General features: G+C 72.5%; 16 protein-coding genes, 1 pseudogene and 1 riboswitch. Of the genes and pseudogenes, 12 read left to right on the forward strand and 5 right to left on the reverse strand.

What is annotated here, in order from left to right:
• Positions 1-96 precede the first annotated feature (96 nt).
• Together IEQ44_RS12535 and IEQ44_RS12540 are read left to right on the forward strand one after the other, a co-directional pair.
• A complete protein-coding gene (locus IEQ44_RS12535; RefSeq protein WP_193638801.1) occupies positions 97-894 on the forward strand; it encodes an HAD family hydrolase in 798 nt (265 codons plus the stop codon).
• Positions 894-3,365, forward strand: a pseudogene (locus tag IEQ44_RS12540) (glycoside hydrolase family 65 protein); the annotation flags it as partial. The gene IEQ44_RS12535 and the pseudogene IEQ44_RS12540, both read left to right, overlap by 1 nt.
• A gap of 315 nt (positions 3,366-3,680) precedes the next feature.
• On the opposite strand, the gene IEQ44_RS12545 reads toward IEQ44_RS12540, so the two are convergent.
• The 4 genes from IEQ44_RS12545 to IEQ44_RS12560 form a co-directional block, all read right to left on the reverse strand.
• Positions 3,681-4,520, reverse strand: coding sequence for an SDR family NAD(P)-dependent oxidoreductase (locus IEQ44_RS12545; protein ID WP_193638802.1), 840 nt, complete (start codon positions 4,518-4,520; stop codon positions 3,681-3,683).
• A complete protein-coding gene (locus tag IEQ44_RS12550; protein ID WP_193638803.1) occupies positions 4,517-6,556 on the reverse strand; it encodes a DUF8754 domain-containing protein in 2,040 nt (679 codons plus the stop codon). Before IEQ44_RS12550 ends, IEQ44_RS12545 begins: the two co-directional genes overlap by 4 nt.
• A gap of 26 nt (positions 6,557-6,582) precedes the next feature.
• On the reverse strand, positions 6,583-8,040 hold the full coding sequence (locus IEQ44_RS17960; protein WP_193638804.1) for a WS/DGAT domain-containing protein: 1,458 nt from the start codon (positions 8,038-8,040) through the stop codon (positions 6,583-6,585).
• A gap of 101 nt (positions 8,041-8,141) precedes the next feature.
• Positions 8,142-9,092, reverse strand: coding sequence for an alpha/beta hydrolase (locus tag IEQ44_RS12560; protein WP_193638805.1), 951 nt, complete (start codon positions 9,090-9,092; stop codon positions 8,142-8,144).
• Between the two features lie 48 nt (positions 9,093-9,140).
• A riboswitch (TPP riboswitch) is annotated at positions 9,141-9,248 on the forward strand.
• Here IEQ44_RS12560 and IEQ44_RS12565 point away from each other — a divergent pair.
• The 9 genes from IEQ44_RS12565 to IEQ44_RS12605 all read left to right on the forward strand — a co-directional run bounded on the left by IEQ44_RS12565 (position 9,241) and on the right by IEQ44_RS12605 (position 20,322).
• Positions 9,241-10,365, forward strand: a complete 1,125-nt coding sequence (locus IEQ44_RS12565) for a thiamine ABC transporter substrate-binding protein (protein ID WP_193638806.1) — start codon at positions 9,241-9,243, stop codon at positions 10,363-10,365. It overlaps the preceding riboswitch by 8 nt.
• 24 nt (positions 10,366-10,389) lie before the next feature.
• The gene (locus IEQ44_RS12570) at positions 10,390-12,027 is read left to right on the forward strand and encodes an ABC transporter permease (protein WP_319804658.1); all 1,638 of its coding nucleotides are present in this window, start codon (positions 10,390-10,392) and stop codon (positions 12,025-12,027) included.
• A 26-nt stretch (positions 12,028-12,053) separates the two neighbouring features.
• Positions 12,054-13,094, forward strand: a complete 1,041-nt coding sequence (locus IEQ44_RS12575) for an ABC transporter ATP-binding protein (protein ID WP_319804659.1) — start codon at positions 12,054-12,056, stop codon at positions 13,092-13,094.
• Complete coding sequence (locus tag IEQ44_RS12580) at positions 12,976-14,178, forward strand: phosphatase PAP2 family protein (protein WP_319804660.1); 1,203 nt, start codon at positions 12,976-12,978, stop codon at positions 14,176-14,178. The genes IEQ44_RS12575 and IEQ44_RS12580 overlap by 119 nt, the downstream gene beginning before the upstream one ends.
• A 275-nt stretch (positions 14,179-14,453) precedes the next feature.
• Complete coding sequence (locus IEQ44_RS12585; protein ID WP_193638807.1) at positions 14,454-15,821, forward strand: C40 family peptidase; 1,368 nt, start codon at positions 14,454-14,456, stop codon at positions 15,819-15,821.
• A gap of 100 nt (positions 15,822-15,921) precedes the next feature.
• Positions 15,922-17,982: an acyl-CoA dehydrogenase family protein gene (locus IEQ44_RS12590; RefSeq protein WP_193638808.1), complete on the forward strand. Its 2,061-nt coding sequence runs from the start codon at positions 15,922-15,924 to the stop codon at positions 17,980-17,982.
• Positions 17,983-18,001: 19 nt separating this feature from the next.
• Positions 18,002-18,829 (forward strand): hypothetical protein, encoded by an 828-nt coding sequence (locus IEQ44_RS12595; protein ID WP_193638809.1) that lies wholly within the window; start codon positions 18,002-18,004, stop codon positions 18,827-18,829.
• A 57-nt stretch (positions 18,830-18,886) separates the two neighbouring features.
• Complete coding sequence (locus IEQ44_RS12600; RefSeq protein ID WP_193638810.1) at positions 18,887-19,780, forward strand: SDR family oxidoreductase; 894 nt, start codon at positions 18,887-18,889, stop codon at positions 19,778-19,780.
• A complete protein-coding gene (locus IEQ44_RS12605; RefSeq protein WP_193638811.1) occupies positions 19,777-20,322 on the forward strand; it encodes a carboxymuconolactone decarboxylase family protein in 546 nt (181 codons plus the stop codon). Before IEQ44_RS12600 ends, IEQ44_RS12605 begins: the two co-directional genes overlap by 4 nt.
• A 99-nt stretch (positions 20,323-20,421) precedes the next feature.
• Here IEQ44_RS12605 and IEQ44_RS12610 read toward each other — a convergent pair whose 3' ends face one another.
• Positions 20,422-20,913 carry an inorganic diphosphatase gene (locus IEQ44_RS12610; RefSeq protein ID WP_438861852.1) on the reverse strand — a complete coding sequence of 164 codons (492 nt, stop codon included), beginning with the start codon at positions 20,911-20,913 and terminating at the stop codon, positions 20,422-20,424.
• 175 nt (positions 20,914-21,088) lie between these two features.
• Between IEQ44_RS12610 and dacB the strand changes: the two genes are divergently transcribed.
• Positions 21,089-22,582 carry a D-alanyl-D-alanine carboxypeptidase/D-alanyl-D-alanine endopeptidase gene (gene dacB / locus IEQ44_RS12615; RefSeq protein ID WP_193638812.1) on the forward strand — a complete coding sequence of 498 codons (1,494 nt, stop codon included), beginning with the start codon at positions 21,089-21,091 and terminating at the stop codon, positions 22,580-22,582.
• Positions 22,583-22,591 lie beyond the last annotated feature (9 nt).

Consider the following 22,591-nt stretch of genomic DNA (forward strand, 5'->3'; position numbering starts at 1 on the left):
CGTGACAGGTGCGCGGGTGGTCGTGCGGCACGATTCACACGCCCCGGTGCACGCGAGCGTTCGCGCCCGTGTGGCACGGCACTTTAGGCTCGTCCAATGAGTGATTCGCGTCCGGCCGCCCCCATCTCCGCCGCGCCCCTCGACTGGTCTGCCCAGGCCGCCGTGCTCTTCGACCTCGACGGCGTGGTGACCCCCACCGCTGAGGTGCACATGCGGGCCTGGTCGGTGATGTTCAACGACTTCCTCGCCCTGCCGGATGCCCCCGGCGGTGGCGACCGCTCGCCCTACGAGGCCGACGACTACTTCGCGCACGTCGACGGCAAGCCCCGCTACGACGGCGTCCGTGACTTCCTGGCCTCACGGGGGATCGTGCTGCCCGAGGGCAGTGCCGACGACGACGGCGAGGCGCTCACCGTGCACGGTCTGGGCAACCGCAAGGACTCTGCGTTCAACGAGGTGCTCGAGCGGGACGGGGTCGAGGCCTACCCGGGCTCGGTCGCGCTGCTCGACCACCTGGCCGACCTCGGCACCCCGCTGGCGGTCGTGTCGTCGTCGCGCAACGCGGCCGCTGTGCTGGAGGCTGCCGGGTTGACCGACCGCTTCGTCACCGTGGTCTCCGGCGCGGTCGCCGAGGAGCTGGGCCTGCCCGGCAAGCCGGCGCCCGACACGTTCGTGCACGCGGCCCAGGTGCTCGGCGCGCCCGTGGAGCGCGCGGTCGTGCTGGAGGACGCCGTCTCCGGCGTGCGGGCCGGGGCCGCGGGCGGGTTCGCCGTCGTCGTCGGCGTCGACCGCGGCGTGGGCGCCGACGCCCTGACGGCTGCTGGTGCGACGCTGGTGGTGGGCGACCTCGCCGAGCTCGTCCCCGCCCGTCCCGGTGCTGCGGAGGTGCAGTGATGGCTCGCGACACGACCCACGCCCCGATCGACCGCGACCGCTACCCCGTCGACCCGTGGCAGCTGGTGGAGACCTCGTTCGCGCCGCACACCATGGGCGCCGACGAGACGCTCTTCTCCGTCGCCAACGGCTACCTGGGTCTGCGCGGCAACCCCGAGGAGGGCCGTGAGGCGGTCGCCCACGGCACCTTCATCAACGGGCTCCACGAGACCTGGGACATCCGCCACGCCGAGGCGGCATTCGGGTTCGCCCGCACCGGCCAGACCATCGTCAACGCGCCCGACGCGAAGGTGATGAAGCTCTACGTCGACGACGAGCCGCTGGTGCTGGGGGTCTCGGAGCTGGAGGAGTACGAGCGGGCCCTCGACTTCCGCGCCGGCGTGCTGCGCCGACGTCTCGTCTGGCGTACGCCCTCGGGCAAGCGGGTGCAGGTGGTCACCACGCGCATGGTGTCGATGGTCCAGCGCCACGTCGCCGTGATGACCCTCGAGGTGACGATGCTGACCGGGTCGGCCCCGGTCGTGGTCTCCTCGCAGCTCATCAACCGCCAGGACGGGCTCGACGACTTCCGCGGTCCCGACCCCGACGAGGGCGGCATGGCCGACCCGCGCAAGGCGGGGTCGTTCGAGGGTCGCGTGCTGCTGCCGAAGGCGCACTCCTGCGACGACGGCCGCATGGTGCTGGGCTACCAGTGCGCGCGCTCGCGGATGACCGTCGCGGTGGCCGCGGAGCACCGCTTCGACGGGCCCGACCACGCCGACCTCGTGCTGCGGGCCAGCGAGGACCAGGCCAAGGCCGTCTTCCGGTTCGACGCCGCCGAGGGCGAGACCGTCCGCTTGGAGAAGTACGTCACCTACCACACGTCGCGGGGCGTGCCGGTGCGTGAGCTGACGGACCGCTGCGACCGGACGCTCGACCGGGCCCTGCGCCACGGCGTCGAGCACCTCGAGGCCGAGCAGCGCGAGTGGTTCGACGAGTTCTGGGAGAACGCCGACGTGGTGGTCGGCGCCGACGACGCCATCCAGCAGGCGGTGCGCTTCAACCTCTTCTGCCTGGCGCAGGCAGCGGGGCGCACCGACGGTGGCGGCATCGCCGCCAAGGGCGTGACCGGCAGCGGCTACGAGGGCCACTACTTCTGGGACACCGAGATCTACGTGGTGCCCTTCCTGACCTACACCCACCCCGGACTGGCCCGCAACGCCGTGCACTTCCGCCGCAAGATGCTGCCGGCGGCACGGGTGCGGGCCAGCGAGATGGCGCAGAGCGGCGCGCTCTTCCCGTGGCGCACCATCAACGGCGAGGAGGCCTCGGCCTACTACGCCGCCGGGTCGGCCCAGATGCACATCAACGGCGACGTGGTCTATGCGCTGATGAAGTACGTCGTGGCCAGCGGCGACCACGACTTCCTCAAGGAGGAGGGCGTCGACGTCCTCGTCGAGACCGCGCGGATGTGGCGCGACCTGGGCTTCTGGCGCAGCAACGGCCAGCCCAGCTTCCACATCCACGGCGTGACCGGCCCCGACGAGTACACGACGGTGGTCAACAACAACCTCTTCACCAACCTGATGGCGCGCTTCAACCTGCGCTCCGCGGCGGAGGTGGTGCGTCACCTGCGCGAGAAGGAGCCCGACGCCCACCGGGCGCTCGTGCACCGGCTGCACGTGCAGCCGGAGGAGGTCGACGAGTGGATGCGCTGCGCCGAGGGCATGCACGTCCCCTTCGACGAGGGCCTGGGCATCCACCCCCAGGACGACTTCTTCCTCGACCGCGAGGTGTGGGACCTCTCCCGCACGCCCAAGGAGCTGCGACCGCTCCTGCTGCACTACCACCCGCTGGTGATCTACCGGTTCCAGGTGCTCAAGCAGGCCGACGTGGTGCTGGCCCTCTTCCTGCACGGTGACCAGTTCACCGCCGAGGAGAAGAAGGCCGACTTCGAGTACTACGACCCGATCACCACGGGCGACTCGACCCTGTCGGCGGTGGTGCAGTCGATCGTGGCGGCCGAGGTGGGCTACCACGAGGTGGCGATGGACTACTTCTCCCACGCCCTGCACACCGACCTCGGCGACCTGCACCACAACACCGAGGACGGCATCCACGTCGCCTCCACCGGCGGGGTGTGGACCGCCCTGGTCTTCGGCTTCGGCGGCATGCGCGACCACGAGGGGGCCCTCTCATTCGACCCGCGCCTGCCCGCCGAGTGGGAGAGCCTGGAGTTCAAGATCGCCTGGCGCGGCGACCGCCTCCTCGTACGCCTCACGCAGGACGCCCTGCACCTCTCGCTGGTCGAGGGGCAGGGCCCGATCGAGGTGACGGTGCGTGGTGAGGCCGTGACGGTCACGCCCTCGGGGGTCGAGGTGGCCCTCGAGCACCAGGGTGAGCGGATCGACGGCCTGATGGGCGACCTGCCGCACACCGGTGGCGTGCGCGCCGACGGCACCCGCATCACCGCAGGCGTGCCCGACCCGGTGGTCACCGAGGCCCGACCCGACCCCTACGCCGCGTGGACGCCGGCGACCGACCTCTACGACGGCTCCGACGCCGACGTGCCGTCGGAGCAGGTCGACGACTACGCCGAGCTGGTCGACCGACGCAACCAGGCCGACGAGAACGGTGCCGGGTCGGGGGGTGACGACCATGACGGTCACGAGGTGCCGTTGGAGGGTCGCGCCCGGGCGATCACCGAGTCGGAGCGCATCGTGCGCGTGCAGGACGTGGCGTCGGAGTCGGTCCACGAGTGAGTGGTGCGCCCCCCGCTCCGCGTCGCGCGGGCGGGGGAGCGGGCGTCACTCGCCGCGGCCGGTGAAGTCGTCCATCGTGTGGTAGATCCCGAGCACCTTGTCGGCCACGAAGTCGCGCACCCCGACCGGCAGCACGCCCTTGGCGACCTCGCTGATCATCACCGTGCGTGGCAGCACGAGCATGGCCTGGCCACGCAGCATCGCCGACCAGGTCTGCTGCACCACGTCGTCGGGCTCCAGCAACGGCAGCAGGGGGGCCGACCTGGCGCCGTCGAACATGCCGGTCTTCACGTAGTAGGGGCACACGGTGGTGACCTTCACGTGGTGGTGGCCCGCCTGCTCGAGCTCGAGGCGCACCGAGTCCGACCAGCCCACCACCGCCCACTTCGAGGCGGCGTAGGCGGCCATCCGCGGGTTGGAGGTGAGCCCGGCGGCCGAGGCGATGTTGACCAGGCGACGCTCGCGCCCTTCGCCGTCGGGCCCGGGGGCGATCATCTCGGGCAGGAAGACGTGGGCCATCTGCATCGGCGCCAGCGCGTTGACCTCCAGGGTGAACTTCGTGTCCGCCGGACTGGTCTCCCAGAAGTAGTCGTTGCCGCGCACGACGCCGGCGTTGTTGACGAGCACGTCGATCGGCCCGACCTCGGCGTGGATGCGCTTCGCCGCCGCGCGGATCGCCGGGAGGCGGCGTACGTCCACGTCCTCGCTGAGCACGCGGCTGCCGCGCCCCGACAGCGCGGCCGCCGTCTCGGCCAGCGCGTCCGCGTCGACGTCGAGGAGCACCACGGCCCCGGCGCCCTCCTCGACGGCACGCTCGGCGAACAGCCGTCCCATGCCCTTGGCGGCGCCGGTGATGAGCACCGTCGCTCCGGAGACGTTCTTCATGACCTTCCTCCTTCTGCGCGAGCAGCCAGGGCGCGGGTCCGCACCCGGGCGAAGTCGTCGTCGGTGTAGACGCCGTTGACGCCTGAGATCGTGGCCAGCTCCATGCCGTGCTTGAGGCCGAGCCGGTAGATCTCCTTGACCTTGGACCACTCGATCGTGCGACCGACGGTGAAGGCCTCGTAGCGGCCCTCGAGTGCCAACACGACGGTCTCGGCCAGGCAGGCGTAGACGACGCCCGGCGGCAGCCCGATGTCCTTCATGCGCACGTCGCCCGGCAGCTTGATCTCGCCGGACTCCACGACCAGCACGTCGGGCCGCTTGGCGACGTCCTCGGCGGAGAGGTCGAGGGGGCGCGCCACGTCGGTGACCACGCAGCCGGGCTTGAGGGCCATCACGTCGAGCACCTTCTGGCCCGCGGCGGAGGTGGCCGTGACGATCATGTCCATCTCGCCCAGCACCTCGTCTGGTCGGGTGGCGACGTGCACGACGGCGCGCGGCTTCTCGGCCTCGATCTCGGCCTTGAGGGAGAGCAGCTTGGCCGACTCCGGGGAGACCAGCCACAGCTCGTCACTGGCGAGCGCGAGCAGACGGGCGCAGGCGGCGCCGATGGATCCGGTGGCACCGATCACCATCGTGCTGCCGTGGAGCCGCCCCTTCTCGTCGACCTCGGCGATGCCGAGGCGCCGGATCGCCTCGTGGGCGGCCCACAGCGCCCCCGACGCGCTGTAGCTGTTGCCGGTGGTCACGGGCAGGGGCGCCTGCTTCGCGACGGTGACACCGGCGTCGCCGACCACCTTGGTGAAGGCGCCCAGGCCCATGACCTGCGCGCCCAGCTTGCGAGCCAGGTCGGCGGCCTGGAGCAGCCGGGAGTAGGTGAACTCCGGCGGGTGGGCCATCAGCTCCTTCGGGGTGCCGCCGACGGTGATCAACCATCCCTCCGCCTCGGCTCCGGTGGGGGAGGTGATGCCGGTGACGTGGCTGTAGACGAAGGGGGGCAGGTAGGCCGCCGCCTTCTCCACCACCGGCGTCATGCCCGGCACCTGGGTGATCAGGCCGAGCGGCTGGACGTTGCGGAAGTACTGGGTGGAGAGCGGGTGGATCACGAAGGCGAAGCGGTGGTGGCGACGCGGGCCGTGGGGGTCCAGACGACGCGGCTCCAGGTCGGCCTCCTCGATGGCGCGCAGCATGTCGTCGACCGAGACGTCGCCGCCACGGTGCAGCCGCACCACCGCCTCCAGCGTGGCCGCCACCACGGTCACGCCGTCGAACGGCTGGGGCGTGGTGTCGATGACCCGGTCGACGCCGCGAGCAGCGAGGTCGGTGAGCCGTCCCGGTGAGATCGCCGCGGAGACCACCGTCGTGGCCGCGAGGTCCTCCAGGTCGAAGCCGGTCAGCTCGTCGTAGGCACCGACCACGACGTCGTTGTCGCGGGCCCGCCGCCGCGCCACCTCGTTGGCGACCCACTCGGCGGGCGTGGCCAACGTGCGGCGCAGGCCCCCGGGAAGCAGCCGCATCGGCAGGCTGGCGACGTCGCCGGCCAGCCCGAGCACGCTCGCCGCGGCCTGCAGCGCGACGCGGTCGAGCCGGGCGCCGGGGTCGGCGTGCTCGACGTTGGGCGTGAACTCCGCGAGCACCCCTGCCGTACGCGAGTGCGTACCGTGCCCGAGCACCAGCACGCGCGCGTTGGTGAAGTAGCCCGGCTCGGCCGACTGCACCGACCGGATGGCCCACTCCTGGAGCACGTCGGTGAGCAGCTCGCCGTCGGTCACCGGCACGTCTCCGCAGGCCGCGCGGATCCGGGCGACGTCGGAGTCGCGGCCCCCGAAGAGGCCCGCCGCCCGGGCCTCCCGGACACCCGAGAGCGCGAAGACGGCCGCGCGGTCGCGCCACTCCTCGACCAGGGCGACGGCCGCGTCCACGTCACCGGACGTGCCGCGACGCACCAACCGGAAGGACTCCCCGAGCAGGGTGGCGTCCTGGTCGTGGTCGAGCTCGGGCCCGGCCAGGCTCACGTTGACGATGACGGGACGTGTCATGGCTCATCCTTCCGGTCGGTGGGCAGTCACAAGGCTGCGTACTCCTGCTGGATCAGGTCGGCGATGCGGTCCGGGTCGGGCACCAGGGCGGCGTCACCCGCGATGCCGATGCTGACCTCGCCGTCATAGCTGAAGATCGCCACACCGAGCGGCTGGTCGCCCGACATCGGCACCCACCCCAGGACGCCGGCGACCGTCGCCCCCGCGAAGGTGATCGGCGTGCGGGGCCCCGGCACGTTGGTGAGCACGCCGACGCCCTTGTTGGCGAAGAGGTTGGTGAGACGCACGGCCAGCGCACGGGGACTCTCGGCCACCATCCACTGCACGCCGAACGTGATCGCCGGCTCCACGCTGTTCTTGATGCGCAGCATCCGGTCACGCATCGCGCGGACGGCGGCCTGCGTGCTGCCCGTGCCGAGCGGCATCGGCAGGAAGACCAACGAGAAGTGGTTGCCCAGCTCTTCGGGAAGGTTGGCGTCGAAGGGCAGCAGCGACACCGGCACCAGCCAGGAGATCTCGTCGACCAGCGCGTCCTTCTCCGCCAGGTATCGGGTCAGGGCCTGGGAGACCAGGGCGAGCAGCACGTCGTTGACGGTGCCGCCGTGCTCGCGGCCGACCGTCTTGATGCGCTCCAGGTCGAGACCGGTCACCCAGGAGACCGACTTCTCGACGCCCGGCGTGCCCGACCACGACGTCTTCACGCTGCGCGGGGCGGCGAGGAGGCGACTGACCTCGGCGATGGTGTTGACCGAGTGGTTGTCGCGCGAGGCCAGGCCCTCGACCATGTCGACCAGCTTCAACGGACGGCGGACCAAGCCCCATCCGGCCTCCACGCCCTCACGCAGCAGGCGCGGGCTCAGCGTCGCCGCCACCCTCAGCGGCAGCCTCGCCGCGCCCAGGGCGAAGTCGCCCAGGTCGCCGGCACCGCGGCGTACGACACCGGTGGTCACGGCGAGCGGATGGGCGCGTCGACGCGTGCGACCCACCGGCACCGGCAGCACGGCGCTGCCGTCGGCGGGCTCGCACATGTTGAACATCAGCTGCACGGCCCGGATGCCGTCGGCGACCGCGTGGTGGAAGCGGAAGAACAGGACGGTGCCGTAGCCCTCGACGTCCGAGACCAGGGTGCAGTCCCACAGGGGGCGCCGGCGGTCCAGCGGCTCGGCGAACCGCTCACCGATCCAGGCCTTCAGGTCGTCGGCGTCGCCACCGAGCCGGGTGGTGCGCACGTGGTCCGCGACGTCGAACTCCGCCACGTCCTCCCAGAACCAGTCGCCGTCACGCTCGACGGCTCGCCGCCGGAAGACGGGATGGCGGTCCACCAGCCGCTCGGAGAGCACCCGTTCCACGGCCTCACGGTCGGGCTCGTCGTCGAACCACATGAGCGCCCGCACCTCCATGAGGTTGTTGGGCCGGTCCATGTGCAGCCAGGTCTGGTCGGCCGTCGGTATCGGCGTCGCGTTCACGGTCCTCACGGTGTCCACGTCTCCAACCTAGGCCCGCGAGGCCGTCGGCGCCGCTGTTCGTCAGGTGAAGTGGGACTCTTCCTGCATCCGGCCCTCCCGGCCCCGTCCGGGGTCGGCGCTCAGGCCAGGAAGTCGAGGGTGCGACGCATCGCCCGACGCGCCTCGGGCAGCAGCGGGAAGATGCTGTAGACGTGCAGGAGGTCGCGCTCCTCGATGCTCGTCAGCTGCCATCCGGCCGCCTCGGCGCGCTCGGCGAGCACGCGGCAGGCGGGCGCGAGGGTGTCGAGCGTGCCGTGGAACATCAGGGCCGGTGGCAGGTCGGAGAGGTCGCCGAGCCCGGGGGAGACCTCGGGGCGCTCGACCGGTTCGGCGCCGGCCCACCACTGGGCGTAGAGCCGGATCTTGCCGAGGAAGAGCCACGGGTCCCGGGCGGAGAACTCCTCGGTGCCGGGTGCGGTGGAGGTGAGGTCGACCCAGGGGGCGTGCAGCACCATCGCGCCCGCCGTCGGCCCGGACCCGTCGCGGCGCACCCGGTCGCGCATGGCCTGCGCGATCGCCAGCACCAGCCCGCCGCCCGCGGAGTCGCCGGCCAGGACCAGGGGCTTCTCACCGGTGCAGTCGGCGTGCTCGGCCCAGGCGACGGCCAGGTCGACCAGGTCGTCGCGGGAGTCGCGCCAGGTGTGGGTGGGGGCGAGCGGGTAGTCGGGCATCACGATCCGCGCGTCCAGGCGTCGGGCCAGGCTCGCGGCATGGAGCACGTGGAAGGGGTCGATGGGTGCCATGTAGCCCCCGCCGTGCCCGTAGAGGACGGTGCGGCGCACCCGGCGCCCTCGGGGCGAGAAGACGTAGACGGGCCACCCCGCCGACCGGTCCACCTCGAGGGTGAAGCGCCGCTCGAAGCCCGGCACGAGGCGGGTGGGCAGCGCGTCGGGCAGCGTCGACTGCCACCTCAGGATGCGGCGGCGCTCGGACTCCGCGTCGTCGAGGTCACGCGCCCGGCGCACCCGGGGCAGGACCTTCGCCACCACCTGGTGCAGCGCGCTCGGGGAGGAGGGTGCGAGGAGGGCCACCCTCCGACCGTAGGCGATGGGCGGTGAGCCGGCAGGCGTATGGTGTGCGGCGTCAGACAGGGGAGCACGCCGAGCGTGCTGAGAGTGCGGACCAGCCGCAGACCCTACGAACCTGCTCCGGTTAGCACCGGCGAAGGGAGTCACCACGATGATCCTGCCTGCCCACGGCCGCGCGCCCCGCCCGCGCCGCGTCGCCACGACGGCCTCGACCGGCGTTGCCGGCCTCCTGCTGGCCACCACGCTCACCGCGTGCAGCCTGCTCGGTGGCGACTCCGGCGGCGACTCCGACTCCGACTCCGACGCCGGGTCCGGCGACGCGCCCTCGAAGGTCGTGCTGCTCACCCACAGCTCCTTCGAGCTGCCCGAGGAGCTCGTCACCCAGTTCGAGTCCGAGACCGGCCTGGAGCTGGTGGTCCGTGCCGCTGGCGACGCCGGACAGCTCGCCACCAAGCTCGCGCTCACCGCCGGCAACCCGTCGGGCGACGCCACCTTCGGCGTCGACAACACCTTCGCCTCCCGCGTGCTCGAGGCGGGTGCCCTGGCTCCGCACGAGACGACGCTGCCCGAGGGCGCCGACGACTACGCCCTCGACCAGGGTGCCGACCGGCTGGCTCCCGTCGACCAGTCGCACGTGTGCCTCAACGTCGACACCACCTGGTTCTCCGAGCGCGACCTCGAGCCTCCCGCGACGCTGGAGGACCTGACCGACCGGCGCTACCGCGGGCTCACCGTCGTGCCGGGGGCCTCCACCTCGTCGCCCGGTCTGGCGTTCATGCTGACCACCCGGGCTGCCTTCGGCGACGAGTGGACCGACTACTGGGCCGACCTGATGGCCAACGACCTCAAGGTGGTCGACGGCTGGTCCGACGCCTACTACGCCGACTTCACCGGCGGCAGCGAGAAGGGCAAGCGGCCCGTCGTGCTGTCGTACGACAGCTCCCCGGCCTTCACCGTGACCGACGACGGTGAGGCGACGCGCACCGCCGCCCTGCTCGGCACCTGCTTCCGCCAGGTCGAGTACGCGGGTGTCCTGGAGGGCGCCGACAACCCCGAGGGCGCGCGAGAGCTGGTCGAGTTCCTCCTGGGCGACGACGTCCAGGCCGCGCTGCCGACGGCGATGTACGTGCGCCCCGTCTCCTCGCAGGTGGAGGTGCCCGAGGAGTGGTCCCGCTTCGCGCCCGAGCCGGAGGAGTCGTGGGAGGTCAGCCCCGAGGACATCTCCGAGCAGCGCGAGGCGTGGCTGACCGAGTGGACCGAGGTCGTCACCCGCTGATGCCGCACACGCAGGGCTGACGACGTGGTGGCGCGGCGACTGGTCGGCCTGGTCGCACTCGCGGCCGGGCCCCTGGTCGTGCTCACCCTCTTCTTCCTCCTGCCCGTCGCGGGCATGGTGGGGCGCGGCTTCGTCGTCGACGGCACCCTCGACCCGGTGGGCGTGCTGGAGGTGCTCACCCGACCACGGGTGGGCCGCGTGCTCGCCTTCACCGTGCTCTCGGCCACCGCCGGGACGGCGCTCTCCCTCGTGCTCGGGCTTCCCGCCGCCTACGTGCTGAGCCGGGTGGCGGTGCCGGGACGCCGCGTCCTGCGCGCGCTGCTGCTGGTGCCCTTCGTGCTGCCGACCATCGTCGTGGGCGTCGCCTTCCGCCAGGTGCTGGGGGAGGGCGGCCCGCTCGGCTTCCTCGGCTGGGAGCAGTCGCCGGTCGCGGTGGTGCTCGGGCTGGCGTTCTTCAACGCCGCAGTGGTGATCCGCACGGTCGGGGCGGCGTGGGAGTCCCTCGACCCACGCCCCGGTGAGGCCGCCGCGGCGCTGGGCGCCACCCCCCTCCAGGTCTGGTGGACCGTCACCTGGCCGGCCCTGCGCGGTGCCGTCGTCTCGGCCGCCTCGGTCGTCTTCCTCTTCTGCGCCACCTCCTTCGGCGTGGTGCTCACCCTGGGCGGCGTGCGCTGGGCGACGGTCGAGACCGAGATCTACCTGCTGACCACGACCCTCTTCGACCTGCGGGCGGCCGCGGCCCTGTCGATCCTGCAGCTGGTGGTCGTGGTGGCTCTCCTGGCCCTGGCGGCCCGCTCCCGTACGCCCGTGGCCCCCGTCGCCAGGGCGCGTACGACCCCGCGGCGCCCCCGGGTCAGTGACGCGCCGGCGCTGGCGATGACCGCGCTGCTGCTGCTCTTTGTCGCGGTGCCCCTCAGTGGCCTGGTCATCGGTTCGCTGCGGGTGCGGGGCGAGTGGAGCCTGGGCAACTACCGGGCCCTCGCCGGGCGCGGCGAGCAGGAGGCCCTGCTGGTGCCGGTGACCGAGGCGCTGACGGCGTCGCTGCGCATCGCGGTCGACGCCACCTGGATGGCGCTGGGGCTGGGTCTGCTCCTCTCCGTGGTCGTGACCCGCCGCTCCCACTCACCGCTGGAGCGGCGGCTGCGAGGTGGTCTCGACGCGCTCTTCATGCTGCCGCTGGGGGTCTCGGCGGTGACGCTGGGCTTCGGCCTGCTCGTCACCCTCGACTCGGGCCCGCTCGACCTGCGCGACTCCCCGGTGCTCGTGCCGATCGCGCAGGCGCTGGTGGCGCTGCCGCTGGTGGTGCGCACCCTGGTGCCCGTGCTGGGAGGGGTCGACGACCGGCAGCGCCAGGCGGCCGCGTCGCTGGGTGCGGGGGCGACCCGCACCTGGTGGACGGTGGAGGCGCCGGTCATCTGGAAGCCGCTGCTGGCGGCCAGCGGGTTCGCCTTCGCGGCCTCGCTGGGCGAGTTCGGTGCGACCAGCTTCCTGGCCCGCGACGAGGCACCGACCCTGCCGATCGTGATCTTCCGTCTCCTGGGGCAGCCGGGTGAGATGAACTACGGCATGGCGCTGGCGGCCTCGGTGGTGCTCGCGGTCACCACCGCCACCGTCATGCTCGCCGTCGAGCGGCTGCGGGTGCCCAGCCTGGGGGCAGTGTGACGTCGGGGCCGGAGGAAGGAGCAGGAGTGCGCGACGAGCGACCCGGAGCAGGCGCGGCGGTGCTGCAGGTCGAGCACGTCGACGTCTCCTACGGCGGTGTCCCGGTGGTGCGCGACGTCTCGTTCGAGCTCGGGCGCGGCGACGTGCTCGCCGTGCTCGGACCCTCGGGGTGCGGCAAGTCCACGCTGCTGCGGGCCCTGGCCGGGCTGGAGCCGCTCAGCGCGGGCCGGGTGCTCCTCGAGGGCCACGACCTGCGGGGGGTGCCCACGCACCGGCGTGGGTTCGCGCTCATGTTCCAGGACGGCCAGCTCTTCGCCCACCTGTCGGTGGCCCGCAACGTCGGCTACGCGTTGCGTCTGCGCCGCCGGCCGCGGGCCGAGGTGGCGGCGCGGGTGGCCGAGCTGCTGGCGCTCGTCGGGTTGTCCGGCCACGAGGAGCGGATGCCGGCGACGTTGTCGGGCGGCGAGCGGCAGCGGGTCGCGCTGGCCCGGGCGCTCGCCGTCGAGCCACGGCTGCTCCTGCTCGACGAGCCGCTCTCCGCCCTCGACGCCTCGCTGCGCGAGAGCCTCGCCGCCGACCTGCGCGACATCCTGCGCGCCGCGGGCACGACCGCGGTGATGGTCACCCACGACCACGACGAGGCGTTCGCGGTGGCCGACCGGCTGGCCGTCATGTTCGACGGCGAGGTGGTGCAGCAGGGGCCGATCGCCGACGTCTGGGCCCGGCCCGCGACCCCCCGCACGGCGACCTTCCTGGGCTATGCGGGCGTACGCACCGGCGCCCCCGCCCTGGTCTTCTGCCGCGCCGCGGGGGTGCGGCCGGCGCAGTGGGTGGCGCTGCGCCGCTCCGCCCTGCACGTCGACCCCCGGGGGAGCCTGCAGGCCCGCGTGCTGGCGGTCAGCTCCACCCCCGAGCAGTGGCGACTGAGGGTGCGTCTGCCCGACGTGGGTGACGCCGACGCGGTCGCGGCGCTGGACCGCCCGGTGGCGGTGGGCGAGGACGTACGACTCGTGGTGGACGCCACCCGCATGGCGCTGGGCCCGGAGCCGGGTGCGACCGCTCAGTAGGATGGCGCGCGTGTATCGCCGCGCCTACGTAGTCATGATCGGCACGACCCTGCTGATGGGAGTCGTCGCGCTGGTCATGTCGGTCCAGCTCGACCGCACGCTCGTGGACCCCGAGGGCTTCCTCGGCCCGAGCTTCCTGCGGCTCCCGATGCTGGTCGGTGCGGCGCTGCTGGCCGACATGCTGCCGCAGTACTTCTGGACCGGCCGCGGCAAGCCGCGAGCCGGCTGGGAGGCGATGAAGCGGCGCTGGGAGACCCACTGGACGAAGGCGCGCTGGGCGTTGGTCGTCTCCGGCATCGCGTGCTTCTACGTCACCTACGTGACCTACCGCAACATCAAGTCGCACCTGCCCTTCGTAATGGGCGAGACCAAGTACGACCGTGAGCTCCACGTGCTCGACCGGGCCATGTTCTTCGGCAACGAGCCCGCGACCGTGCTCCACTCGATCCTCGGCACCGGCATCAGCGCCCACGTCCTCTCCACCGTCTACGTGGCCTTCCTGCCGCTGGTGGCGATCATGGTGGCGGTCTACGTGGTGTGGTCGCGCAACCTGCGTTTCGGCTACTGGTTCGCCACGTCGCAGGTGCTGATCTGGACCCTCGGCACGGCGATGTACTACTGCCTCCCGAGCCTGGGGCCGGGCTTCCGCTACTACTGGCTCTTCACCGAGCTGCCGCAGACCGGCACCGGCGACCTGATGGACTCACTCTTCTACGGGCGCAAGAGCGTGCTGCACGACGGCGCTGAGGCGAAGGTGCAGTCCGTGGCGGCCTTCGCCAGCCTGCACACCGGCGTGACGCTGCTGTGGGCGCTGATGATCCAGTACACGCTGCGCAACCGCTGGGTGAAGCGGTTGGCCTGGGCCAACTTCGCCGTCACCATCGTGGCGACGCTCTACTTCGGCTGGCACTACGTGGCCGACGACATCGCCGGCGTCGCGATCGCGCTGGTCTCCTTCGCGGTCGGTGGCTGGGCCTCGGGGCAGAAGTTCTCCAAGAAGGCGCTGCGGGAGGCGCTCGACGAGGTCTCCGACACCGAGCCCGAAGAGCTCGAACCCGGGCGCGACCCCGTCCCACGGGTCTGACCCACCCCTCTCCGCCTGCCCCGCCCCCACCGACCGTGCGCGGCCCGTTGGTGTCATCCAGTGACATCAACAGCCCGCGCACGGCTTTTGGGGGATGGGTCAGGAACTACACGGATGTAGTTTGCAAGCCGACACGCCGATGACTTGAAGATTTTGTGGGAAAAGTGTTTCCAGTGTGACGAAAGCGCACTACCGTTCCGCGTGGGCCTCGGACGGTGGGGAAGCCGCCCGAGGTCACACCAGCCTCGACACACCCACCCCCAGGAGTCGTCCCCGTGCGCCAGCGCCGCCGTGCCCCACTCGTCGCCGCCGGCGTCGTCGGGGCCCTCACCTCGGTGCTCCTGGCCACCAACGTCTCCTTCGCCGACGAGCCGACCCCCTCCCGCGAGGAGGTCCGGGCCGCGCGTGACGCCGCAGACGACAAGGCACGCGACGTCGCCGGCGTCCAGGCGGAGCTCGCCCTGGCCAACGTCGAGCTCGAGGAGTCGGCCGTGGCCGCCGCGCAGGCCTCCGAGGCCTACAACGGCGCCCTGTGGCAGCTCGAGGAAGCGCGCCGCGAGGCCGCGGCAGCGCGCCGGGCCGCGCGCAGTGCGGGTCACGACGTACGCCGCCAGCAGCGCGAGTACGGCGACGCGCTGGTGCGCTCCTACCAGGCGTCGCCGGAGATCGCGGGTGTCGCGGCCGTGCTCGACGCCGACGGCATCGAGTCCTTCGTGGAGCAGCGGGTCAGCATGGACCACGCCGTGGACGCCATGGAGGGTCGCTACCAGCAGTTCCGTGCCTCGTCCCTGGTCGCCGAGATCTCGTCGGGCCGGGCGGCCGAGAGCCGTGCCGCGGCCCAAGAGCTCGAGGCGGAGGCGCGCGAGCTGCGCGACGCCGCCTCCCGGGCCGCCGCCTCCGCTGCCACCCGCGCCGAGGAGATCGCCGCGCGGAAGTCGGAGCTGCTCGCCGAGCTCGCCGAGCTCGAGGGCATCAGCGTCGCCCTGGCCGAACGACGCCAGCGTGCGCTCGAGCAGCAGGCCGCCGAGGAGGCGGCCCGCGCCCGTCAGCAGGAGCAGGAGCGCGACGCCGAGCCCCCTGCTGATCCCCCCGCTGAGCCGCAGCCGGGACCCGCCCCGGCCCCCGCCCCGGAGGAGACGCCCGAGCCGAGGCCCGAGCTGACCCCCAGCCCCCGGCCCGAGCCCCGACCGAGCCCGTCGCCCAGCACTCCGCCGGCCCCCGCACCGGCTCCGCCGGCCCCCGCTCCGGCGCCCCCGGCTCCTGCGCCGCCCGCTCCCGCTCGCGGAGCCTCCGCCGCCGTGGCCTTCGCCGAGCGCCAGCTGGGCGAGCCGTACGTGTGGGGCGCCGCCGGCCCGAACGCCTGGGACTGCTCCGGCCTCACCATGCAGGCCTGGGCGCAGGGCGGGAAGTCGCTGCCTCACTGGTCCGTCGGCCAGTACCGGGCGACCACCCCGGTCAAGGCCTCGGCCCTGCGGGCCGGCGACCTCGTCTTCTGGAGCTCCTCGAGCAACCCCGACACGATCTTCCACGTGGCGCTCTACGTCGGCGACGGCATGATCGTGCACGCGCCGCGCACCGGACGGCCGGTCGTCAAGGAGTCCATGTACTACTGGCGCTCGCCCAACTTCTTCACCCGACCCTGAGCCCCCTGGCCCGACGCTGAGCCAACGCGGATCCCACCCCGCGGCGCCGGTGTGGCTCGGGCGACGTTTCTGCTTCCCGGTGTGTCGGTAACCTCTCGACATGGCTGACGAGAGCACCACCGCGACCCCGGACGAGACCACCGAGACCCCGCTCGGAGCGGCCTCGGGCGCTGACTCGGGTGCTGACTCTGGCACCGGCTCGGGCGCCGAGGCCGAGACCTACTCCCCGCAGGTCGACGTGGCGTCGCTCCAGGCCTTCCTCGACGGCCGTTACGCCGACGTGCGCGACCTGGTGCGCGGCAACCTCGTCAGCCACGCCGACGTGCTCGTCGACGCCGAAGCCATGAGCCGCGACGACTTCCGCGACCAGGTGCGGGACGTCGTCGTCGACCTCGCGTCCACCGGCCAGACGGGCCTCGGCCTGCCCGAGGCGTACGGCGGTGGCGGCGACGTGGGCGCCTCCGTCGCGGCCTTTGAGACGCTGGCCTTCGGCGACCTCTCCGTCCTCACCAAGGTGGGGGTGCAGTTCGGGCTCTTCGGCGGCGCGATCCTCCAGCTCGGCACCGAGAAGCACCACGAGCGCTGGATGGCCGACATCGTCGCCGGCCGCCTCCTCGGCTCCTTCGCGATGACGGAGCGCGGCCACGGCTCCGACGTCGCCGCGGTCGAGACGGTCGCCCGCTTCGACCCCGAGACCGACGAGTTCGTCGTGACCACGCCCAACGACGCGGCGCGCAAGGACTACATCGGCAACGCGGCGCGACACGGTGAGCTGGCCGTGGTCTTCGCCCAGCTCGAGGTGGCCGGCGAGCGGCACGGCGTGCACGCCGTCGTGGTGCCGCTGCGCGTGGACGGCGAGCTCGCCCCGGGCGTACGCATCGAGGACAGCGGCGACAAGCTGGGCCTGCACGGTGTCGACAACGGCCAGATCTGGTTCGACGACGTGCGGGTGCCCCGGGAGAACCTGCTCGACCGGTTCGCCTCCGTCAGCGCCGACGGCGTCTACTCCAGCCCCATCGAGTCGCGCGGCCGGCGCTTCTTCACCATGCTCGGCACGCTCGTGCAGGGGCGGGTCAGCGTGGGTGGCGCCGGCATCAACGCCGCCAAGGTCGCCCTGACGATCGCGATCCGTTATGCCGACCGACGGCGCCAGTTCGACTCGCCGCGCGAGGGCGAGGAGCAGCTGCTGCTCGACTACGGCATGCACCAGCGCCGCCTGCTGCCGCTGCTGGCGCGCACCTATGCCCTGCACTTCGCCCAGGAGGTGCTCGTCGACGACCTGCACCGGGTCTTCTCCGCCGACCCCGATCACCCCGACGCCGGTGGGCTCGCGCGCCAGCTGCTGGAGTCGCGGGCCGCCGGCACGAAGGCCCTCGGCACCTGGCACGCGACCCGCACCATCCAGGAGTGCCGCGAGGCGTGCGGCGGCGCCGGCTACATGAGCCGCAACCGGTTTGCCGCGCTCAAGGCAGACACCGACGTCTTCACCACCTTCGAGGGTGACAACCACGTCCTCCTGCAGCTGGTCGCCAAGGGCCTGCTGACCGACTACTCCAGCGAGTTCGAGGAGATGGACCAGTTCGGCATGGTCCGCTTCGTCGCCGGTCTCGCGGTGGAGACGGTGCTGGAGAAGACCAACGTGCACAAGCTGCTCGAGCGCATCAAGGACGTGCTCCCCGGTGGCAGCAGCGACGAGTGGGACCAGGAGGCGGGGCTGCTCGACCCCAACTACCAGCTCGCCATGCTGCGCTTCCGTGAGGAGCACATGATCGGCGGGGTGGCGCGCCGCATCCAGGGCCGGGTGCGCAACGGCGAGCACCCCGGCGAGGTGCTGAGCCGGGTCCAGGACCACGTGATGGCCACCGCGCGCGCCCACGTCGAGCGCCTCGTGCTCGAGGCCTTCGTCGACAAGCTCGCCACGATGCCCGAGGGTGACGACAAGGTCGCCCTCAACCTGCTCTGCGACCTCCACGCGCTCTCCACGATCGAGGCCGACCGCGCCTGGTTCATGGAGCACGGCCGGTTGACCGTGCAGCGGTCCAAGGCGATCACCGCCGAGGTCAATGCGTTGTGCCGCAAGGTCCGCCCGATCGCGGTCGACCTGGTCGACGCCTTCGGGGTGCCGAAGGAGGTCCTGCGGGCAGAGGAACTCATCGGCTGAGACGCCCACCGTCTGAGGGATGACTCTCCCTACGGTGGTCACCATGGGCGGACGGGAGCGACTCGGAGAGATCCTGAAGGCCGTCGGAGTGGCACGCGCCGACGACGAGCTGCTGAGGCCGAACGGGGGTTCGGGCAGTGACGACGAGTGGGAGCCCGAGGAGGGCGAGGAGCTGAGGGGTGACGACCCGCGACTGCAGCTCCTGCCCGACCCGGCCACGGTCTTCGTCGCCGACCAGCCGTGGCTCGGCGACGTGCTGATGCCCGTGCTGCGCGTCGACCTGTCGGCCGTGGACCCCACGTGGTCAGGAAGCCTGCCAATCGTGGATCCGGTCGAGCCGGTGCATGACGTGCAGGGCAGTGTCGGTGACGAGACGGAGGAGTCCCACGACGACCACGCCTGCAACTCGTGGATGGCGCTGCGGCTGGAGCCGGACGGCCGGCTGCGGTTCCTCGGGCGGCGCACCTACTTCCTGCACGAGACGCTGCGCGAACGCGGTGAGCTGACGGGCTCCCCGGTCGAGGACCACTACGTGCGTGACGCGTTGGACCGAGCGAAGGGCCAACTGCGTCTGCGTCGCACCGGCGGGAAGGGCGCGCAGGTGTTCACCCTCGGGGGCGAGCTCTACTGGGGCAACTGGACGGTCGTCGCCCCGCCTGCTGCCTACCGTTACGTCGAGCCGCACGACCACGCCGGCCCGCCGGGGGTGACGACGGCCGACGGTCGTCCGTTCCGCTTGGTCGGGCGGACGGACCGGTGGGCGTGGAACGACGAGTCCGTGGCCAGCCTGCTGGTGCTCTTCGAGCCCGAGACGCGCACCGTCCTCATGGCCGTCGAGTTCGACTGAACCACGTCGCGAGACGCTTGGCAGCCGGTGGTGAGTGGCCCCTGCCACACTGTCCTGATGGCCCGACCACGACGCCTTCGCGACCTGTCCGGACTGAACGTCTTCATCACCGGTGCCGCCAGCGGGATCGGCCGCGCCACCGCCGAGCTGGCTGCCTTCCGGGGCGCGGTGCTCCACCTGACCGACCGCGACGCACCCCGGCTCGAGGAGGTCGCCGCCGCCGTCCGGCAGCGCGGCGGCACGGTGGCGTATGCCGGGGCCGCCGACGTCTCCGACCTCGCGGCCGTGCGTCGGGTCGCCGACGAGGTCACCGCGACGTCCGGGCCGATGGACGTGGTGATGAACATCGCCGGCATCTCCACCTGGGGCACCGTGCAGAGCCTCGAGCACCACCACTGGCAGCGCCTCGTCGACGTCAACCTGATGGGGCCGATCCACGTCATCGAGGCCTTCGTCCCGCCGATGGTCGAGGCGGGGCGCGGTGGCCACCTCGTCAACGTGTCGTCGGCCGCGGGGATCATCGGGATGCCGTGGCACGCGGCGTACAGCGCCAGCAAGTTCGGGGTGCGCGGCGTCTCGGAGGTGCTCCGCTTCGACCTCGCCCGCCACGGGATCGGGGTCAGCCTCGTCTGCCCCGGCGGCGTCGCGACCCCGCTGACCGAGACCGTCACCATCGCCGGCATCGACAAGGCCAGCCCGCGCTTCGAGAAGCTGCACGCCCGTTTCCGGTCCCGCGCGGTGACGCCGGAGCAGGCGGCCGAGGCGATCCTCGCCGGCGTGCGGCGCAACCGCTACTGGGTCTACACCTCGCCCGACATCCGGGTCATCCACTGGATCCAGCGGCACCTGCCGTGGCTCTACGTGCTGGCGATGCGGGGCCTGAGTGCCGGCGCCAACCGGGCGCTGCCCGACGTCGGTCGGGCCCGGCGGAGCGAGGAGTGGTCACGATGAGTCCCGGTACGCCCCGGATCACCCCCGGCAGCTGGCGCGAGGTCGGGCCGGTGGTGGCCGGGTTCGCCAAGATCGCCGGGCGAGTGACCGGCACCGAGCCGCCCGCCATCTTCCTCACCCTGGGCCGCAACCGTGGCCTTTTCTGGGGATGGCTCCACTTCGCTGGTCGGTTGATGCCCGGAGGGCGGCTGCCGCGTCGCGAGACCGAGCTGGTGATCCTCCGGGTCGCGACGCTCGCAGGTTCGGACTACGAGTTCAGCCACCACGCCCGTCTGGGGAGGCGGGCCGGGATCGGCCCCGCCGAGCTGGAGCGGGTCGTGGCCGGTCCGGAGGCCGAGGGCTGGACGCCCCGCGAGCGCCTGCTGCTCGAGGTGACCGACGAGCTGCACCACGAGCGCGACCTCTCCGACGCCACCTGGGCCCGGCTGCGTCAGGATCTCGACGAGCGCACCTGCATCGAGGTGCTCCTGCTGGTCGGGCACTACCAGATGCTCGCCCAGACACTCGGCACGCTGCGGGTCCAGCCCGACCGCGACCGCTGATCCCTGTACCCCAACGACAACTGGCGAGAAGATGACGTTCCTTGCGAGGAAGACGTCATCTTCTCGCCAGTTGCGAGAAGGCTCGTGGAGCCGGGTGACTCAGTGGCCGCCGGGCTTGAAGCGGTCGAAGGAGGCGCGGACCTCGGCCTCGGCCTCGGCGCGGCCGACCCAGTCAGCACCCTCGACCGACTTGCCGGGCTCGAGGTCCTTGTAGACCTCGAAGAAGTGCTGGATCTCCAGGCGGTCGAACTTCGACACGTGGTTGATGTCGCGCAGGTGCTCCAGGCGCGGGTCGGAGGACGGCACGCAGAGGACCTTGTCGTCGCCGCCGGCCTCGTCGGTCATGCGGAACATGCCGATCGCGCGGCACTTGATCAGGCAGCCCGGGAAGGTGGGCGACTGCAGGATGACCATGGCGTCGAGCGGGTCGCCGTCCTGGCCGAGGGTGTTCTCGATGTAGCCGTAGTCGGTCGGGTAGGCCGTCGAGGTGAAGAGCATGCGGTCCAGGCGCAGGCGCCCGGACTCGTGGTCGACCTCGTACTTGTTGCGCTCACCCTTGGGGATCTCGACCAGCACGTCGAACTCCAGCACCGCATTCACCTCGTCATCGTGTTGCCTGCAAGACTTGTCGGGGATGCGCGTGGTGCGGTGTCCCCCGGCTGCGCACGTGGGTCCGACCGGGTGTCCGGGCGGGGTCACCGACGCGCTGCCGCCGCTCAGTGTCGCGCACAATGGCCCCCGACACACATTCGGGAGGAACCCACCAGTGGCGAGACGTGAGACAGGTCACACTACGGGGTCGCGTCGACCGCGCACCGGCCCCGGCGCCGTGGCCCTGACGCTGCCGGTGCTGCTGGTCCTCGCGCTGCTCGCCCTGGCCGTGGTCGCCGACGACCGGCGGTGGGGGCCGACCCACCTTGGCTGGCGTGGCGGCGACCCGGCGGTCGACCCTGCCGCGGTCGCCCTGCCCGCCGGCCTCGACCTGCCGGAGGTCGCCGACCCGCCGCCGGTGGCCGAGCCCGCCGCTCCCGACGGGGTCGACCTCGCTGCGGTCCGCAAGGCCCTGGCGCGCCCTCTGCGTGACGCCGACCTCGGCCCGCACGTCGTGGCCGCCGTGGCCTCGCTCGACGGCCCCGGCATCGCCCTGCAGCGGGGCCGCGACCCGCTCGTGCCGGCCTCCACCACCAAGCTGCTGACCGCCACCGCCGCCCTGGCCGCCCTCGGCCCCGACGCCACCTTCGAGACCACCGTGGTGACCGGCGACGCCTCCGACCAGGTGGTGCTGGTCGGCGGCGGCGACCCCCTGCTCGCCGCCGAGCCGGCCGACCCCGAGGGCGACGTCTGGCCCGTCCGCGCCGACGTGGCCACCCTCGCCGCCGAGACCGCTGCCGCCCTGCGCGAGCGGGGCGTACGCCGGGTGCAGGTGCGCTATGACGACTCGCTCTTTGCGGGGCCCGCGGTCAACCCACGGTGGGAGCCGTCCTACGTGCCCGACCAGGTGGTCACGCCGACCAGCGCGCTGTGGGTGGACGGCGGCCGCGACCCCAGCGGCTGGGGGCGGGTGGGCGACGCGCCCCGCGCCGCCGCCACCACCTTCGCCGACGCCCTGCGCGACGAGGGCGTACGGGTCTCGCGGGTCCGGGCCGGTCGCGCTCCCGAAGGCTCTGAGCAGCTCGCCGCGGTGAGCTCACCGCCGCTGGACCAGGTCGTGCAGTGGCTGGTCGACGTCTCCGACAACGAGACCACCGAGGTGGTCCTGCGCCACGTCGGTCTCGCGGTGGTGGGGGAGGGCAGCACGCGCGCCGGCCTGGACGCCGTGCGGACCGTGCTCGCCGACCTGGGGGTCGACGAGACCGGCCTCGAGCTCCACGACGGCTCCGGACTGTCGCGCGACAACGGGTTCGCCGCCCGCACGCTCGTCGACGTGCTGCGGGTCGCGGCGTCGGATGACCACCCCGAGCTGCGGGCCGTCATCGAGGGGCTGCCCGTCGCCGGCTTCACCGGCTCGCTGGCCGCCCGCTTCTCCGAGGACGCGTCCGACGGCGGCCTGGGGCGGGTGCGCGCCAAGACCGGCACCCTGACCGGGGTGCACGCCCTGGCCGGCCTGGTCACCGGCGCCGACGGGGTGCCGATGGTGGTCGTGCTCGCCGCCGACCGGGTCGCGGCCGACAAGAGCCTCGACGCTCGCGCCGCGCTCGACCGGGCCGCGGCCGCCCTGGCGACCTGCGCGTGCGGATCGGCCACTGGGTCCGACGGCTAGGGTCGCGAG

The organism is Nocardioides malaquae (assembly GCF_015070385.1).
In the GTDB taxonomy this organism is placed as follows: Bacteria; Actinomycetota; Actinomycetes; order Propionibacteriales; family Nocardioidaceae; genus Nocardioides; species Nocardioides malaquae.